Origin of the sequence: Actinobacillus minor NM305 (assembly GCF_000175195.1) — a bacterium.
GTDB lineage: Bacteria > Pseudomonadota > Gammaproteobacteria > Enterobacterales > Pasteurellaceae > Haemophilus_A > Haemophilus_A minor.
The window spans coordinates 1-16,461 of sequence record NZ_ACQL01000106.1 but is presented as its reverse complement, the minus strand read 5'-3'; the positions used below and the strand labels follow the sequence as shown (position 1 = coordinate 16,461).

Annotated in this window: 15 protein-coding genes; 3 read left to right on the top strand and 12 right to left on the bottom strand. The window is 38.8% G+C overall.

What is annotated here, in order from left to right:
• Nucleotides 1–19: 19 nt before the first annotated feature.
• The 9 genes from treB to AM305_RS07905 all read right to left on the bottom strand — a co-directional run bounded on the left by treB (nucleotide 20) and on the right by AM305_RS07905 (nucleotide 10,888).
• Entirely contained in the window at nucleotides 20–1,444 is a 1,425-nt protein-coding gene (treB, locus tag AM305_RS07945; RefSeq protein WP_005824778.1) for a PTS trehalose transporter subunit IIBC, read from the bottom strand.
• 128 nt (nucleotides 1,445–1,572) lie between these two features.
• Nucleotides 1,573–2,514, bottom strand: coding sequence for a LacI family DNA-binding transcriptional regulator (locus tag AM305_RS07940; RefSeq protein ID WP_005824776.1), 942 nt, complete (start codon nucleotides 2,512–2,514; stop codon nucleotides 1,573–1,575).
• A 57-nt stretch (nucleotides 2,515–2,571) separates the two neighbouring features.
• A complete protein-coding gene (gene hflD / locus AM305_RS07935) occupies nucleotides 2,572–3,207 on the bottom strand; it encodes a high frequency lysogenization protein HflD (protein WP_005824775.1) in 636 nt (211 codons plus the stop codon).
• Between the two features lie 78 nt (nucleotides 3,208–3,285).
• Nucleotides 3,286–4,950, bottom strand: a complete 1,665-nt coding sequence (gene cydC / locus AM305_RS07930) for a heme ABC transporter ATP-binding protein/permease CydC (protein ID WP_035294272.1) — start codon at nucleotides 4,948–4,950, stop codon at nucleotides 3,286–3,288.
• Between the two features lie 75 nt (nucleotides 4,951–5,025).
• Entirely contained in the window at nucleotides 5,026–5,913 is an 888-nt protein-coding gene (galU, locus tag AM305_RS07925) for a UTP--glucose-1-phosphate uridylyltransferase GalU (RefSeq protein WP_005824771.1), read from the bottom strand.
• A gap of 91 nt (nucleotides 5,914–6,004) precedes the next feature.
• Nucleotides 6,005–7,363: a phosphohexomutase domain-containing protein gene (locus AM305_RS07920; RefSeq protein WP_005824770.1), complete on the bottom strand. Its 1,359-nt coding sequence runs from the start codon at nucleotides 7,361–7,363 to the stop codon at nucleotides 6,005–6,007.
• Nucleotides 7,364–7,393: 30 nt separating this feature from the next.
• Nucleotides 7,394–7,582 carry a carbon storage regulator CsrA gene (gene csrA, locus AM305_RS07915; protein WP_005824768.1) on the bottom strand — a complete coding sequence of 63 codons (189 nt, stop codon included), beginning with the start codon at nucleotides 7,580–7,582 and terminating at the stop codon, nucleotides 7,394–7,396.
• 79 nt (nucleotides 7,583–7,661) lie between these two features.
• Nucleotides 7,662–10,286, bottom strand: coding sequence for an alanine--tRNA ligase (gene alaS / locus AM305_RS07910; RefSeq protein WP_005824767.1), 2,625 nt, complete (start codon nucleotides 10,284–10,286; stop codon nucleotides 7,662–7,664).
• 176 nt (nucleotides 10,287–10,462) lie between these two features.
• The gene (locus AM305_RS07905; protein WP_005824766.1) at nucleotides 10,463–10,888 is read right to left on the bottom strand and encodes a universal stress protein; all 426 of its coding nucleotides are present in this window, start codon (nucleotides 10,886–10,888) and stop codon (nucleotides 10,463–10,465) included.
• A 221-nt stretch (nucleotides 10,889–11,109) separates the two neighbouring features.
• On the opposite strand from AM305_RS07905, the gene AM305_RS07900 reads away from it, so the two are divergent.
• On the top strand, nucleotides 11,110–11,889 hold the full coding sequence (locus tag AM305_RS07900) for an FNR family transcription factor (protein WP_005824764.1): 780 nt from the start codon (nucleotides 11,110–11,112) through the stop codon (nucleotides 11,887–11,889).
• 188 nt (nucleotides 11,890–12,077) lie between these two features.
• On the opposite strand, the gene AM305_RS07895 is transcribed toward AM305_RS07900, so the two are convergent.
• From AM305_RS07895 to AM305_RS12455, 3 genes are all read right to left on the bottom strand, one after another.
• Nucleotides 12,078–12,464 (bottom strand): hypothetical protein, encoded by a 387-nt coding sequence (locus AM305_RS07895; RefSeq protein WP_005824763.1) that lies wholly within the window; start codon nucleotides 12,462–12,464, stop codon nucleotides 12,078–12,080.
• Nucleotides 12,461–12,691, bottom strand: coding sequence for a colicin D domain-containing protein (locus tag AM305_RS07890; protein WP_005824761.1), 231 nt, complete (start codon nucleotides 12,689–12,691; stop codon nucleotides 12,461–12,463). Before AM305_RS07890 ends, AM305_RS07895 begins: the two co-directional genes overlap by 4 nt.
• Nucleotides 12,692–12,944: 253 nt before the next feature.
• Nucleotides 12,945–13,115, bottom strand: coding sequence for a hypothetical protein (locus AM305_RS12455; RefSeq protein ID WP_160162329.1), 171 nt, complete (start codon nucleotides 13,113–13,115; stop codon nucleotides 12,945–12,947).
• 97 nt (nucleotides 13,116–13,212) lie between these two features.
• On the opposite strand from AM305_RS12455, the gene leuS reads away from it, so the two are divergent.
• A complete protein-coding gene (leuS, locus tag AM305_RS07885; protein ID WP_005824757.1) occupies nucleotides 13,213–15,801 on the top strand; it encodes a leucine--tRNA ligase in 2,589 nt (862 codons plus the stop codon).
• A gap of 118 nt (nucleotides 15,802–15,919) precedes the next feature.
• Nucleotides 15,920–16,414, top strand: a complete 495-nt coding sequence (locus AM305_RS07880; protein ID WP_005824756.1) for an LPS-assembly lipoprotein LptE — start codon at nucleotides 15,920–15,922, stop codon at nucleotides 16,412–16,414.
• Nucleotides 16,415–16,461 lie beyond the last annotated feature (47 nt).

The following is a 16,461-nucleotide window of genomic DNA, read 5'->3' as shown; positions in this document are numbered from 1 at the left end:
AAATTCAACCGCACTTTAATTATTCCACTTCGCCCTTCAACGCTTTACGTTTGTACACCACCATTGTTAATGCAATCGGTACGATGATTGCCACTAACATTGCCACCGCAAAGGTTGCCCAGAATTGGTGTTGGATCGATAAAATACCCGGTAAACCACCCACGCCGATACTGCCGGCTAACACGCCGTTGAAACCGCAGATTAACGCCGCGCAAGCAGAGCCAATCATTGCGCATAACATTGGGAAACGGTATTTTAAGTTGATCCCGTACATTGCCGGTTCGGTTACGCCGAGGTAGGCGGATAATGCCGCTGGTAATGCTACCTCACGTACGGTCATTTTTTTCGTCATCATAAAGACTGCCACTACTGCAGAGGCTTGAGCGATATTCGATAAAGCGATTAAAGGCCAAACCGGTGTGCCGCCAATGCTTTGGATCATTTGCATATCAATCGCAAGGGAAGTTTGGTGAACGCCTGTCACTACTAACGGTGCATACAAGAAACCGAATAATGCCGCCCCGATTGGTGCAAATTCGCCTGTCATTGCTGCTTTCACCACATAAGCTACGCCGTTGTCGATTTCACGACCGATAGGGCCGATAACCGTATGTGCAAGGAAAACCGCTAAAATAATGGAAACCACAGGAACGATGATTAAATTTAAGAAATCAGGTACGATTTTGGTCATAAAGCGTTCGATGTAAGAAAGCGTTAAACCTGCCATAATTGCTGGGATCACCTGCGCTTGATAGCCCACTTTTTCAATGGCGAACCAACCAAAATCCCAAGTTTCAGGCAGTTGAGAGCCTAATCCATATGAGTTCATTAGCTGTGGCGATACTAGGGTAATCCCTAACACGATGCCTAAAATTGGCGAAGTGCCCATTTTACGTGCAATCGACCAACAAATGCCCACCGGTAAGAAATGGAAAATCGCCTCACCGATAAGCCACAAGAACGAGTGCATACTTGCCCAAAACGCACTGATTTCTACCAGCGTTTTGGTGCCGTCTTCAAACATTTTGATGTCGCCAATCACATTGCGGAAACCTAAAATCAAACCGCCGCTGATCAAGGCTGGCAACAACGGAATGAAAATATCCGCCATATGAGAAATCAGACTTTCATACCATTTTTGATTTTGGCGTGCTGCCGCTTTCACTTGCTCTTTGTCCACACTCGCCAAACCGGTTTTTTGCAACAAGATTTTGTAGTAATCGCCCACTTCTTGCCCAATCACCACTTGATATTGACCGCCGGTTGAAAAGTTCGCTTTAACCATTGGCAAGCCTTCAATTGCTTTCGCATCAACCTTGCTTTCGTCATTTAATACAAAACGCAAACGAGTAATACAATGTGTTACGGTCGCAATATTTTCACGACCACCGATATATTCCACAAGTTTGTCGATATTCTGTGGATCGATTTTTTGTTTAGCCATAAGAAAATCCTTTGCTGGATAAGAGAATTAAAATTGGTGCTGATTATAGATTGTTCTCTATTTAAATCAATGGGAACGTTCCCAATTTATGGATCACTTTTAAATTTTGTGATCCTGATCACATATTTCTAAATCAATTTAAAGGGAATTTTGTGATGTACTATCGCTGTTTCGCTATTTTCTAGCTGGTTGAGCAATAAATTCACAGCGGTAACACCTGCTTGTTCATAGCCGAAGTCAAGTGTGATGAGTTGAGGCACAAAGGCTTGTAAAATGGGATTTTGCCCGATACAAGCAAGCGGTAAATTTTTCTGATTTTCTTGCAAATACTTAGCTGCCCCCACGGCTAAACCTGTGGTAGCACACACTAAAATAGAAAGAGGAAATGACATCAAGGAGCTAATTTGCTGATACCCACTTTCAATAGATAATTCGCCTTTTGCGAGATAAGGCGTAAGCTGATGTTGCTCACAAAAGGTAAGATAAGCTGCCGTCCTTTTTTTTCCGGTGGTTTCATCACTATCAACAATCCCTAAATAACCAATTTTGCGGTGTCCTTGTTGATACAAATGTGATAGCAATGCCTTCATCGCATTTTCATCATCATAATAAACAGCACTAAAAGGTTTATAGGCTCTCGCCACCGTAACCATTGCTTTCTTCCAGCCTTTAAGATGTTTTTCTTTTAACGCTGAAAACCCAAACAAAATCACGCCATCAACTTGACGCTGTTGAAAAAGAGCCAGCTCTTGCACAACCCGTTCCGGTTTAAATTGACTTTCAACAATAAGCGGCGTGAAATTTTGCGCATATAACTCATTCAAAATACGACTGAGCGTTTGCGATTCAGCACTCGAATTCAACCGTGTAACAATAATGCCGATCACTTTTTCCGTGGAACCTCGCATTGCACGAGCGGTTCTATCCGGTGCAAAATTCAGTTCATTAATGACCGCTTGTACCCGTTCTCTCGTTTTTGGGTTTACATTTGGCGATTGGTTAAGCACCCTTGAAACCGTGGATTTTCCCACACCGCAGCGGGCAGCAATATCTTTAATGGTTAATTTCATAAAAGCAAAGCATCCATAAATCTTGAGCGTGATATTCCTTCTCACGCCAATAGAAAGTTACAGAGATTGATATAATTGTTGAACTTGACGAAGGAGTTTTCGGCGAGAAAATAAAAATTGCCAACGGTTTCCGCCAACCTGTTGCCATAAAATCCCCGCACGAATACCGGCTAATAATGCTACACGAATTTTATGCTGAATATCGGGGCGAACTAAATAATCCTGCATACCTAACACGTGAATTTTATTGCCTAGCGGACTGATAATATCGCTGTAAATAGACGCTAAATTGGCTATCATTTGATCCGCCATCACGTCCCCTTCATAAAGGGATAACTGACGTTCAATTTGCTGTAAACGTTGAATAAGCTGCGATTTTGCTTGCGGATTTTTATCCAATTTTTGACTTAACGCTAAAAGGCTAACCCAATAACGCCCAATTTCGGTATCCAGTTTACCATTTCCGCCACCTAATTGAGCGAGTGCTGTTTCTAAGCCCTGTTTTAAATTTTGGAGGGAATTGCCATACACCACAAGGGTTGATTCAGGCTGTGTAACCAGTAAACTTTTCACTAATACGCTAAAGTTCTCGCGATCTTTTGCCATTCCTTGATGAGCAAACTGCTGAACCAAGCTCGCAGCTTGACAAACCGCTGCATAGGCGATTGCAATATCTTGATAGTTTTTTGCCATAATTATTCTATTTAAAGGGAAATAAAGTTACGTAGAAGCGAAATATTTTTCGCCCTGATACTACATCATATCAAAAAGCTAAAGCAGTTGCCCGTTATCTATACGATAAACTTGATCAAACTTTTCAATACCTTTTAAACGGTGTGTGATCATCAATAGCGTCCGATCCGCACAATGGGTTAAAATTAAATCAAGAATTTGTTGCTCTGTTTCTCGATCTAGTCCTTCCGTTGGCTCATCAAGCAAAACTAACTCTGCTTTACTTAGTAATAAACGGGCTAAACCTAAACGGCGTTGCTCGCCGCCTGATAATGGTCTTCCACCATCACCAAGCCATAAATTAAGCCCTTCTGTTTCAAGCAGATACAACAGTCCAACTTTTTCAAGCACATCAAATAGCTGTTCATCGGAGGCTTGATTATTCCCCATTCGCAAGTTATCCGCCAATGTTTGACTAAAAATATGCACACGCTGGCTCAAGGTAACAAGGTGTTCTCTAAGGGTATTTTCTGAAAAATCAGCGATATTGCAATTTCCAAGGAAAATATGACCGCTTGTCGGATCGTAGTTGCGATTAAGTAACTGCAAAATGGTTGATTTACCACTCCCCGTTTTTCCTAACAAAGCGACCTTTTGCCCTTTTCGTAACGTGAATGAAATCTGTTTCAAGACCGATTGTGAGCTATTAGGGTAACTGAAATCAACATTTTCAAAACGAACAAGCGGTTGATTTTCTTCAATATTTTGCCATTGTGCATTGCCATTAAATACTACTGTCGGTGTTTGTTCCATTACATCATTTAAACGAGTTGCAGCCGTAATCAGTTGCCCTAAATGTAAAAAAGCAACGCCAATCGGCATTAAAATTTCTGCTGATGCCATCACACAGAAAATCACTAATGCAATTAACGCTTCAGGCTGTTCGGCATCCGGCACATTTATTGCGGTGGAAACCAAATAAACCACGACACAAACTAAAATACCGTTAATAAAGGTTAAAAATGCATTAGACAAGCCGCCTAATTGGCTCTCTTTACTTTGTGCATTAAGCCAAACTTTCTCCGTGTCTTGGAGCTTTTCGGTCGCTTGTTGAATAGTGCCAAAGAGTAAAAACTCCGCATTTAGTTGAATCCACTCAATGAATTGGCTACGGTAATTCGCACGAGCCTGAATTACCGTTTTCCCGATTTTTTTGCCTAAGTGATAAAAAGCAACCGGAACAATAAACAATAATGCAAACAGCGTACCGCAAATTATCCACGCTAAATCCGCCGAAATAAACGAAAGCCCAAACGCCATAAAGAGAATAACCATAACAGCGCTAATAAATGGCAACACTAAATTCAGATAAAGGGTGTCTAATGTATCAACATCAGCAACAAGACGATTTAACAATTCGCTATTTCTAAAGCGATTTAGACCGCTTGGACTTAATGGAATTAATTTGCTAAAAACTTTAACACGCAAATCTGCAAGTACTCGGAAGGTAACATCGTGCGTTACCAAGCGTTCAAAATAACGGGAAACCGTACGTCCAATCGCTAAACCTCGTACACCTGAAGAAGGATAGAAAAAATTAAAAGCTATCGCTGAGCCTACTAAGAATGAAGCGGCTAAAAACCACCCCGATAAGCTTAATAACCCGATACTGGCTGATAATCCTGTAATTGCGAGGATAATACCAAGCATTAAACGACCTAAATGGGTACGATAAAGTGAGAAAAATGGGAAAAGAGATTTCATAAGATTTATTAGTTAAAGAAAGGGCTTAAAACCTTATACCATAAGGCTTTAAACCCTTAGCTGATTTTCTATATTCTATAACGTTTTTGCGAGCGTTTTAATATATTCTTTAAACTGTTTACCAAATTTATCATGGCGTAAACTATACTCAACAAAAGCTTCCATATAGCCTAATTTATCACCACAGTCAAAAGTACGGCCAGTCATATTAAATGCTTCTACCGTTTCTTGTTCAATTAACATATCAATTGCATCAGTTAATTGAATTTCATCACCAACACCCACAGGTGTTCTTTCTAACAGATCCCAAATGTTAGCAGAGAAAACATAACGCCCTACCACAGAAAGATTTGATGGCGCATCTTCTTTTGCAGGTTTTTCTACAATACGATTGATTGTAGCTGTTTCACCAGCATTGATTTCAACACCACCGCAATCAACTACACCATAGTTACTTACTTCATCCATTGGTACTGGTGCTACCATAATTTGGCTATTTCCTGTTTCTTTGAAACGTTTAATCATTGCCGCTAGATTTTCTGTTTTTTGATTTGCACTAAAATCTGCAAGAATAACATCTGGCAATACAACAGCAAAAGGTTCATTACCTACAACAGCACGTCCACATAAAACCGCATGCCCTAAGCCTTTAGCATTACCTTGACGAACGTGCATAATTGTCACATCTTTCGGGCAAATAGAGCGTACTTCATCTAATAATTGACGCTTAACACGTTTTTCAAGCATAGTTTCCAGCTCAAAAGAAGTATCAAAGTGGTTTTCGATAGCATTCTTAGATGAATGTGTCACTAACACAATATCTTTAACGCCCGCAGCCACACATTCATTTACAATATATTGAATTAATGGTTTATCCGCAACCGTCAGCATTTCTTTTGGAATGGCTTTAGTTGCAGGTAACATACGCGTGCCTAAACCAGCGACAGGGATAATAACTTTCATATTTATTCCTTTATTTGTTGTAAGATAAATTAACCGCTTACATTATAATGCAAGCGGTTAATTTTGCTAAAGATTTTACATAATTTAATGATTATTGACGTAACAATGCCAAAATCTCATCTGTTTTTTGTTGCATCAGTTGCTTATCGCCACGCGTTTCTAAATTCAAACGCACAACGGGTTCGGTATTAGAGCTTCTTAAGTTAAAACGCCAGTTTTCATATTCCACACTAATACCGTCTAAAGTTTCAATTTTAGCGTTAGAATATGCTACTTTAACTCGCTCAATAGCTGCTTTTGCATCACTTAATTTACTATTGATTTCGCCTGGAGACGGATATTTTTCTAATCTATCTCCTACTAATTGACTTAAAGACTTACTGCTCGTGCAAAGTAGTTCTAAAGTAAGCAACCAAGGAATCATACCACTATCACAGTAGAAGAAATCACGGAAGTAATGATGGGCAGACATCTCTCCACCGTAGATAGCATCTACTTCACGCATTTTTTCTTTAATGAATGAGTGGCCAGACTTAGACATCACAGGAACACCACCTGATTGGGTAACAAGCTCCTCTGTGTTCCAAATTAAACGTGGATCGTAGATAATACGAGCCCCTTTATTCTTCGCTAAGAAAGCTTCTGAAAGTAAACCAACCACATAGTAGCCTTCAATAAAGCCACCTTTTTCATCAAACAAGAAACAACGGTCAAAATCGCCATCAAACGCAATTCCCATATCCGCATTATTCGCTAAGACTGCTTTAATAGAGTCCTCTCGATTTTCATGCAAAATAGGGTTAGGAATACCATTTGGGAAATTACCATCTGGATTGTTGTGCACTTTAACAAATTCTACTGGAACTTGTTTTGCCTTAAATTGTGCTTCAATCGCATCAATGATATGCCCTGCGGCACCATTACCTGAATTGATTACTAATTTTTTAGGCGTGAGTTTTGTTAAATCAATATAAGAAAGAAGATGCTCAACATATTCGCCTTGTACTGATTTTTGCGTATAAACACCACGTTTTTCTACAGCAGGAAAATTGTTTTCTTCCGCTAAGCGCTGAATATCCGCTAAACCGGTATCCGCACTAATTGGACGAGAGCCCTCACGCACCAATTTCATACCGTTATAATCCATGGGATTATGACTTGCAGTCACCTGAATACCGCCATCGGTTTTCAAGAATGAGGTCGCAAAATAAACTTCTTCCGTCCCCGTTAAACCTAAGTCAATTACATCCACACCAGAATCGAGCAATCCATTAGTAACAGCGCTTTTCAGTTCATTACTAGTTAAACGAACATCGCCCCCAACAACTACTGATTTAGGTTTTAAAAATTGCCCAAATGCTCGACCAATTCGATATGCGATATCAACGTTCAGCTCTGTGCCTAACTGACCACGAACATCGTATGCTTTAAAGCATGTTAATTTACCCATAGAATATTTCCTTTTTATTGATGGACATCATCATTCCTGTTCAGGTGTATTTTCCTCAGCTTTTTTAATTCGTTGATAAATTTCTTGTCTGTGTACTGAAATTTCCTTAGGTGCATTCACCCCTAATTTTACTTGATTACCGCGTACACTTAGTACGGTAATTTCAACATCGTCTCCTACGAATAAACTTTCTCCTGTCTTCCGAGTTAAAATAAGCATCTTTACCTCCAAGATAAAAGCCCTTAGATATTTGGGCTGGCAAGGCGGATTCATTCTACCTTGCCTTTGTTATATAAGATTATAATTTTGCTTGAATCCATTCTTGTGCAAAGTTAAGTGCTTTTGCTAAATTTTGTGGTTCTGAACCACCAGCCATAGCCATGTCGGGACGACCACCGCCTTTACCTCCAACACATTTAGCCATTTCGCCAACAAGTTCTCCTGCTTTAATCTGTGTGGTTAAATCAGAACTCACGCCAACAATTAAATTCACTTTTTCATCTACTACTGTTCCTAATACTACAATGGCGCTTCCAAGTTGGTTTTTCAAGTCATCAACCATTGTTCTTAGTACTTTAGGTTCAGCATTTTCTAATTGTGTTACAACAACATTTACACCGTTAATTTGTTTAGCTTGTTTTGCTAAATCAGCCCCAGCTTGAGAAGCTTGCTTCTCTTTTAATTGTTGCAACTCTTTTTCAAGACGTTTTGCTTTGTCTTGAAGTTGTTGGATCTTTTCGACAAGATTTGTACTATCTGCTTTTAATAATTCGGCAGAATGTTGCGTCATTTGTTGCAAATTATGCAACCAAGCTAATGCGGCTTCGCCTGTGATAGCCTCAACACGGCGAACACCTGCAGCAACCGCACCTTCAGAAGTAAGCTTGAATAAGCCAATATCTCCTGTACGTTTTACATGTGTACCACCACATAGTTCAATTGAGAAAACAGACATATCAACAACACGCACAATATCGCCATATTTCTCACCAAATAACGCCATGGCACCTTTCGCTTTAGCTTCTTCAATGCCCATTTCTTCGATCACAACTTGGATGTTCTCACGAATTTTTGCATTAACAATACGTTCGATTTCTTCAAGTTGCTCTTTAGTGATTGCTTCCGGTTGAGAGAAGTCAAAACGTAAGCCCTTTTCATTCACTAATGAACCTTTTTGCATTACATGTGAGCCTAAAACTTTACGTAATGCTGAATGTAGTAAGTGTGTTGCTGAGTGATTTAGCTGAATACTATGACGGCGTTCTGCTGCAACTTCAGCCGTTACTTTATCGCCAACTTTTAATTCGCCGGCTTCAAGTTGCCCAATATGACCAAAGACTTGACCATATTTTTGTGTATCTGCAACATTAAATTGGCAAAATTCTGTTGAAATTCGACCGCTATCACCAACTTGACCACCCATTTCTGCATAGAACGGGGTTTGATCTAAAATAATGATGGCATTTTCGCCGGATTTAATCACATCAACAGCATTACCATTGCTGAATAATCCCACAACGGTTGCTTCAGCAGTTAAATTGTCATAACCAATAAAATTGGTCTTACCGTCCACTTTAATGACATTATTATAATCAACACCAAAGTTACTGCTTGCTTTTGCTCTTTCACGTTGAGCTTGCATTTCTGCTTCAAAGCCAGCTTCATCAATGGCAATATTACGCTCACGGCAAACATCTGCCGTTAAATCTAATGGGAAGCCGTAAGTATCGTATAACTTAAATGCTACATCGCCCGAAAGGGTTTTATTCTCCACTTTTGTTAAAGCGTCTTCTAATAACGCCAACCCACGTTCAAGTGTACGAGCAAATTGCTCTTCTTCTGCTTTTAACGTTTTTTGAATATGCGCTTGTTTTTGAGCAACAATTTCACCGGCGTGTCCCATTACTTGGGCTAAAGTAGGCACTAATTTATAGAAAAAGGCTTCTTTAGCACCCAAAATGTTTCCATGACGAACGGCTCGGCGAATAATTCGGCGTAATACATAACCTCGACCTTCATTTGAAGGCACAACACCATCAGCAATTAAATATGAGCAAGAACGAATATGATCTGCAATAACTCGTAATGACTTGTTATCTAAATCTTTAACGTTTAATAACTCTGCAACCGTTTTAATTAATGTTTGGAAAATATCAATTTCATAGTTTGAGTTTACGTGCTGCATAACTGCCGTCATGCGCTCTAAACCCATTCCCGTATCCACCGATGGTTTTGGTAATTTTTCCATTGTGCCATCTGCTTGACGGTTAAATTGCATAAATACAATGTTCCAAACTTCAATGAAACGATCCCCATCTTCCTCAGGCGTACCCGGTAAACCACCCCAATATTTATCGCCATGGTCATAGAAGATTTCGGTACAAGGACCGCAAGGACCAGTATCCCCCATAGCCCAGAAATTATCTGAAGCATATGGAGCGCCTTTATTATCGCCAATACGAATAATGTGGTCAGCAGGTACTCCTACGATTTTATGCCAAATATCATAGGCTTCATCATCCGTTTCATATACTGTGACATATAATTTTTCTTTAGGTAAACCTAACCATTGTGGAGACGTTAAATATTCCCAACCGAATTGAATAGCATCCTGTTTGAAATAATCACCAAAGCTAAAATTCCCCATCATTTCAAAGAAAGTATGATGGCGAGCGGTATAACCTACGTTTTCTAAGTCATTATGTTTACCACCGGCACGAACACAACGTTGTGCCGTTGTTGCTCGTGTATAAGGACGCTTTTCTAAGCCAAGAAAAACGTCTTTAAATTGGTTCATTCCCGCATTAGTAAATAATAATGTCGGATCATTTTCCGGCACAAGCGAACTACTATCTACAACTGTATGTCCCTTGCTTTGGAAAAAATCTAAAAAGGATTGTCTGATTTCTGATGTCGTTTTCATCCTAATAAGGCTCTTGATTTAAAATTAAAATAAATTCATTACATATCTATAACTAATCTATTCTACACTTTTTATCACTATTTTGCTAAATTGAATAGTAAAAAAATACTAATTTTTCAAAAAATAACCGCTTGAAGCATCACACTTCAAGCGGTTGTTATTATTTAGATGATTAACTATTCACTTTCGAGCGGAACAACAAGCATATCAACTGCTACACTGTTCATCACTTGACGAGTTGAAGACATAAATTTACTCCAAAAGTCTTGATGATGCCCCGTCACAAGTAAATCAACATTATGTTTCTCAACTGCTTCTTCTAAAACTTGAGAAAAATCACCTGTACCGTTTAAGCGTTCTGCAACTGGATAATCTATTTTTGATGCTAATTCATCTAATGCCTTATTAGTTTCTACTGAAACACTATCTTGTACAGCAGACATATTAATATCAATTAATCCGGTATAAAGATCCGAAAAATTTACATCTACATGAATAATAGATAATTTAGCTCCACATTTTTCTGCAATTCCAGCACCTTTACGTAATAAAACAAGGCTTTCTTCTGAAAGATCAACTGCAACTAAAATATGTTTGTACATAATAGACTCCTTGTTGTGTCTGTATCTTTTTTATTGGTTATATGATATCAAACTCTTTTGAAGAAAAATGAGAGCTACTTCTCATTTTTGAAATTTTGTTAAAATTCTAATGGCATATTTCAATTAAAAGAGCTTGTTATAAAACTATACTTTCTTCCCTTGAAAATAAATGGTAAGATTTGCTCTAAATCAAATTTTAGTCAAATTAACACGGAATGAGTATGAAAATTGTGTCTGATTCAAAAATTTCAGGAAGAACAGCTTGCACGATTCACTGCCAAAACTGTAGTATTAGCCAACTTTGTTTGCCGTTTACTTTAAGCGAACATGAACTCACGCAGCTTGATAATATTATCGAACGTAAAAAGCCTGTTCAAAAATCACAAATTATTTTCCAATCCGGAGATGAACTCCGTTCTATTTATGCTATTCGTTCTGGAACCCTAAAAAGTTACACCCTCAGTGAAAATGGTGAAGAACAAATTACGGCTTTCCATTTACCGGGTGACCTAATTGGTTTTGATGCCATTATGAATATGAAACATGTAGGCTTCGCTCAAGCGCTAGAAACGGCTATGATTTGCGAAATCCCGTTTGATATTTTAGATGATCTTGCAGGTAAAATGCCAAAAATCCGCCATCAAATTATGCGTTTAATGAGTAATGAGATCAAAAGCGATCAAGAAATGATTTTATTACTTTCCAAAATGAGTGCAGAAGAAAAATTAGCGGCATTCCTATATAACCTATCACAACGCTTTGCTGCTCGAGGATTTTCTGCTCGAGAATTCCGTTTAACAATGACAAGAGGCGATATTGGGAATTATCTTGGTTTAACTATTGAAACAATTAGCCGCCTTCTCGGCCGCTTCCAAAAAAGTGGAATGATTACAGTTCAAGGAAAATACATCACGATCAATAAAATGGATGAATTGATTGAAATGGCTGGAGGAGCAAAAAATCAAATCCCGATAAAAGATATCAGTCATTGTTGTGGTTAAATTATAGTATAATTGGAGAATTATAAATAAAGGGAAGTAAAAACTTCCCTTCAGACTGCTGAGCGCACTTTTATGTGCGGTCAGTTTTTGCTTCATAAGGTTATCGGACAAAAAGCGGTAACAACGCAAGTATCGCCCAAATTGTTTTTACGATAAAAAAACCTAGCACTTAGGCTAGGTTAAATTGTTTATTGAGAAAGTTCTTTAATTTCCTGCTCGCTTAGACCTAATCTTTCCCAAATAGCATAATAATTATCATCTAAAGCAAGTTGTACAGCCTCTTTAAATTCGCGAAAATTTGCAGGATAAATAGGATATTCATCATCTGATAATGGATAATCTTCACAACACGTCCAAATAGCCCAATGAGTTAAACCGCTAAGCCCATTTAATTCAACAAGGTTATTATTCCAAATCCAAGTTATCAATAGAAGAAAATAATCTACTCTGTTCTTCCCATCTAGAAGATCAATGCAATGTTGCTTAAAATCTAATTTTGAATGAGATGACTTCAAATAAGAAACCGCATTAACTGCTTTATCCCATTCTTGTTTAGCAAACTCTTCTTTTGTCATCGTAAATATCCACTTTTCAAATAATTAGATAACTGAAACCGCTTCATATCAGGCTTATCCTTAGGAATAAACGCAGTAACAAAATTTCCATCTTTATCTATTACTGCCGCCATTCCAGTGATTTTATTGTAAAAAACTCGTGAACCCTCTAATCTATATCGCCCAAGTTCAATTGTTTCAACATTATTTAAATGCTCAATAATTATTTCTTGGTACTGTTTCAACATTTTAGGATTTTTTTAGTATTATCAAAGCCAAAATCTTCAATATGTTTAAATTTTCTATCTAACTGCTTTCTTGTAAATTTTATCCCTTTTAATACAAATGTATCAACTTCTGGATAAATATAATTTGGATCAAATTTGCAAGCAAAATTTGCCACAAAAGCGGAAGATTACTTAATTGATGAAGTGATTATGAAGCTTGTTGATTTAATCGATCCGCAATAGAAAAACCGCCCTCTTGGCGGTTTTTTAATGCCTATTTAACTCGAGCGGTGGCTTGATACAAAATAGGAGGATAGCAGTTACAATATTTTTCAATTAAGCCACCAACAGTATAAACCTCTTCTAAGGCATAAAGCAAAGGTTCGAATCCTTTAGGGCGTGCCATTGTTTTATTTACCCATAACCAATCTATTATAATTTGCAAAATACTCTCTAAAAATAACCGCTTACCATTCAAAACAAAGCGATTTTGCGGTAAAATCCCTATAATTTTTTCATCATTAAATTAAAGGTTCATATTTATGCAACAACAATATAACCCAAGTGAAATTGAACCCAAAGTTCAACAATTCTGGGCAGAAAATAAAGTTTTTAAAGCTGTTAAAGATGTAACAAAAGAGAAATACTATTGTCTTTCAATGTTGCCATATCCATCAGGCAAGCTACATATGGGGCACGTGCGTAACTACACCATCGGTGATGTAGTTTCTCGCTATCAACGTATGATCGGTAAAAATGTGTTACAGCCAATGGGTTGGGACGCTTTCGGTTTACCGGCAGAAGGTGCCGCAGTGAAAAATAATACGGCACCGGCAAAATGGACGTATGAAAATATCGAATATATGAAAGGTCAGCTCAAAATGTTAGGCTTTTCATACGATTGGGATCGTGAGGTAACAACTTGTCGTCCGGAATACTATAAATGGGAACAATGGTTCTTTACCGAGCTTTACAAAAAAGGTTTAGTGTACAAAAAAACCTCAACAGTAAACTGGTGTCCGAATGATGAAACGGTTTTAGCCAATGAGCAGGTTCACGAAGGTTGTTGCTGGCGTTGTGATACCCCTGTGGAACAGCGTGAAATTCCACAATGGTTTATTAAAATTACCGATTATGCAGAAGAGTTATTAAATTGCTTAGACAACTTACCGCAATGGCCGGATCAAGTAAAAACGATGCAACGCAACTGGATTGGTCGTTCTGAAGGGGTAGAAATTACCTTTAAAATTGCAGGTTCAAATGCCACTTTACCTGTTTATACTACTCGTCCGGATACATTCTTTGGCGTGAGCTATGTCGCAGTGGCTGCGGCACACCCATTAGCAGAATTAGCGGCAGAAAATAATCCGGCATTAGCAGAATTCATTAAAGAGGCGAAAAATACCAAAGTAGCAGAAGCAGAATTAGCCACAATGGAGAAAAAAGGCATGGCAACAGGACTGTTTGCTATCCATCCATTAACTGGTAAGGAAGTGCCTGTTTGGGTTGCTAACTTTGTGTTGATGCATTACGGTACCGGTGCGGTCATGGCGGTTCCAGGGCACGATGAGCGTGATTTTGAATTCGCTCAAAAATATGGTTTACCAATTAAACAAGTTATACAACCGATTGATGGTTCTGAATGGGATTTCAGCAAAGCCGCTTTTACCGAACACGGTAAGCTTGTTAATTCTGCTGAATTTGATGGTTTAGAATTCGAAGCAGCATTTAATGCCATTGCCGATAAATTAGAAGCAATGGGCGTAGGCAAACGCCAAGTGAATTTCCGTCTGCGTGACTGGGGCGTTTCTCGCCAACGTTATTGGGGTGCACCAATCCCAATGATGACGTTAGAAGATGGCGAAGTGGTTACTGTACCATTAAAAGATTTACCGGTTATTCTACCTGAAGATGTGGTAATGAACGGCGTTCAAAGCCCGATTAAAGCCGATCCAAACTGGGCGAAAACCACTTATGAAGGCAAACCGGCATTAAAAGAAACGGATACTTTCGATACCTTTATGGAATCTTCTTGGTATTACGCACGCTATACCTGCCCACAATATCACGAAGGCATGTTAGATTCTGATGAAGCAAATTACTGGCTACCAGTGGATCAATATATCGGTGGTATCGAACACGCAACAATGCACTTGCTCTACTTCCGTTTCTTCCACAAATTATTGCGTGATGCAGGCATTTTAAATTCAGATGAACCTGCCACTAAATTGTTGTGTCAAGGTATGGTGCTTGCCGATGCGTTCTACTACACCAGCCCAACTAACGAGCGTATTTGGGTTTCGCCAACACAGGTTACTTTAGAACGTGATGAAAAAGGTCGCATCATTAAAGCAACCGATCCGGAAGGTCGTGAGCTTGTTCATAGCGGTATGACTAAAATGTCGAAATCGAAAAATAACGGTATCGACCCACAAGAAATGGTAGAGAAATATGGCGCAGACACCGTGCGTTTATTTATGATGTTTGCTTCGCCTGCTGAAATGACGCTTGAATGGCAAGAATCTGGCGTAGAAGGTGCAAAACGCTTCTTAGGTCGTGTGTGGAATTTAGTCTATGAATACGCGAAATCGCCTGCAACGGTTGCATTAGATGTGGCTTCATTAACCAAAGCACAAAAAGAATTACGCCGTGATGTGCATAAAACCATCGCAAAAGTGAGCGATGATATTGGTCGCCGCCAAACCTTCAACACCGCTATCGCTGCTGTAATGGAGTTGATGAATAAATTGACCAAAGCACCACTTGAAACAGAACAAGATCGTGCGGTAATGGCAGAAGCACTAAGTGCAGTGGTACGTATGCTTTACCCAATCACACCACACATCTGTTTTGAATTGTGGCAAGCATTAGGCAATGAAACCACTATCGACTTCGCTCCTTGGGTTGTGGCTGATGAAGCCGCAATGATCGAAGATGAAAAACTGGTTGTGGTGCAAGTAAACGGCAAAGTTCGTGGTAAAGTGATGGTTCCAGCAACAGCTTCAGAAGATGAAGTAAAAGCAGCAGGGCGTGCAGATGCGAACGTGGCAAAATTCTTAGAAGGGCAAGAGATCATCAAAGAAATCTACGTGCCGTTTAAAATGCTGAATTTTGTGGTAAAAAACGCATAGTTCAGAATGATGGGATAATTCCCAAATAGATGAATAAACCAAGCGGTCAAATTTTCAAATTTTTTTGCAAAAATGATCGCTTGTTATTCAAGCTACATTCTCAAAATGGAGAAATCCTATGTTAAAAAAAATTGTTCTTTTATCAGTATTTGCTCTTTCTGCTTGCGGTTGGCACTTCAAAAATAATGAAATTTTGCCCGAAGAACTCCGCACGCTCACTTTTGAAAGCGCAGATCCACATAGTGATATGGCTCGTATTTTACGTAATCAATTACAGCTTAACGATGTCAAACTTGTATCCAAACAAGACGGAATTTCAAAATTACGCTTAGTTGGCGCTTCAAGCGATAGCAAAGTTGTATCTGTTTTTAAACAGGCTCGTGAAGCGGAAAAACTCCTTACGTTAAATGTCCAAGCAATTGTTGATGTACCGAAAAAAGGAGCTTATCCTTTAGAAGTATCTGTTCATCGCACATTCTTTGATGATTCACGTGCTGCATTGGCTAAATCAGCCGAAAAAGAGATGATCATGAAAGATATGTATGAACAGGCTGCTCGCCAGCTTATTATCAAAATGACAAGTTTGCATAAAGAATTAAACCAAGCAAAATAATGAGATAAAATCTATTCCTATCTCAGATTACTGACAAACCTTTTTAT

Excerpts from the sequence above, each read along its gene's own strand:
- hflD (WP_005824775.1), bottom strand. The coding sequence starts at position 3,207 with ATGGCAAAAAACTATCAAGATATTGCAATCGCCTATGCAGCGGTTTGT.
- csrA (WP_005824768.1), bottom strand. The coding sequence starts at position 7,582 with ATGCTTATTTTAACTCGGAAGACAGGAGAAAGTTTATTCGTAGGAGAC.
- AM305_RS07895 (WP_005824763.1), bottom strand. The coding sequence starts at position 12,464 with ATGACAAAAGAAGAGTTTGCTAAACAAGAATGGGATAAAGCAGTTAAT.
- cydC (WP_035294272.1), bottom strand. The coding sequence starts at position 4,950 with ATGAAATCTCTTTTCCCATTTTTCTCACTTTATCGTACCCATTTAGGT.
- AM305_RS07940 (WP_005824776.1), bottom strand. The coding sequence starts at position 2,514 with ATGAAATTAACCATTAAAGATATTGCTGCCCGCTGCGGTGTGGGAAAA.
- alaS (WP_005824767.1), bottom strand. The coding sequence starts at position 10,286 with ATGAAAACGACATCAGAAATCAGACAATCCTTTTTAGATTTTTTCCAA.
- galU (WP_005824771.1), bottom strand. The coding sequence starts at position 5,913 with ATGAAAGTTATTATCCCTGTCGCTGGTTTAGGCACGCGTATGTTACCT.
- AM305_RS07900 (WP_005824764.1), top strand. The coding sequence starts at position 11,110 with ATGAAAATTGTGTCTGATTCAAAAATTTCAGGAAGAACAGCTTGCACG.
- AM305_RS07890 (WP_005824761.1), bottom strand. The coding sequence starts at position 12,691 with ATGTTGAAACAGTACCAAGAAATAATTATTGAGCATTTAAATAATGTT.
- leuS (WP_005824757.1), top strand. The coding sequence starts at position 13,213 with ATGCAACAACAATATAACCCAAGTGAAATTGAACCCAAAGTTCAACAA.
- AM305_RS07880 (WP_005824756.1), top strand. The coding sequence starts at position 15,920 with ATGTTAAAAAAAATTGTTCTTTTATCAGTATTTGCTCTTTCTGCTTGC.
- AM305_RS07920 (WP_005824770.1), bottom strand. The coding sequence starts at position 7,363 with ATGGGTAAATTAACATGCTTTAAAGCATACGATGTTCGTGGTCAGTTA.
- AM305_RS07905 (WP_005824766.1), bottom strand. The coding sequence starts at position 10,888 with ATGTACAAACATATTTTAGTTGCAGTTGATCTTTCAGAAGAAAGCCTT.
- treB (WP_005824778.1), bottom strand. The coding sequence starts at position 1,444 with ATGGCTAAACAAAAAATCGATCCACAGAATATCGACAAACTTGTGGAA.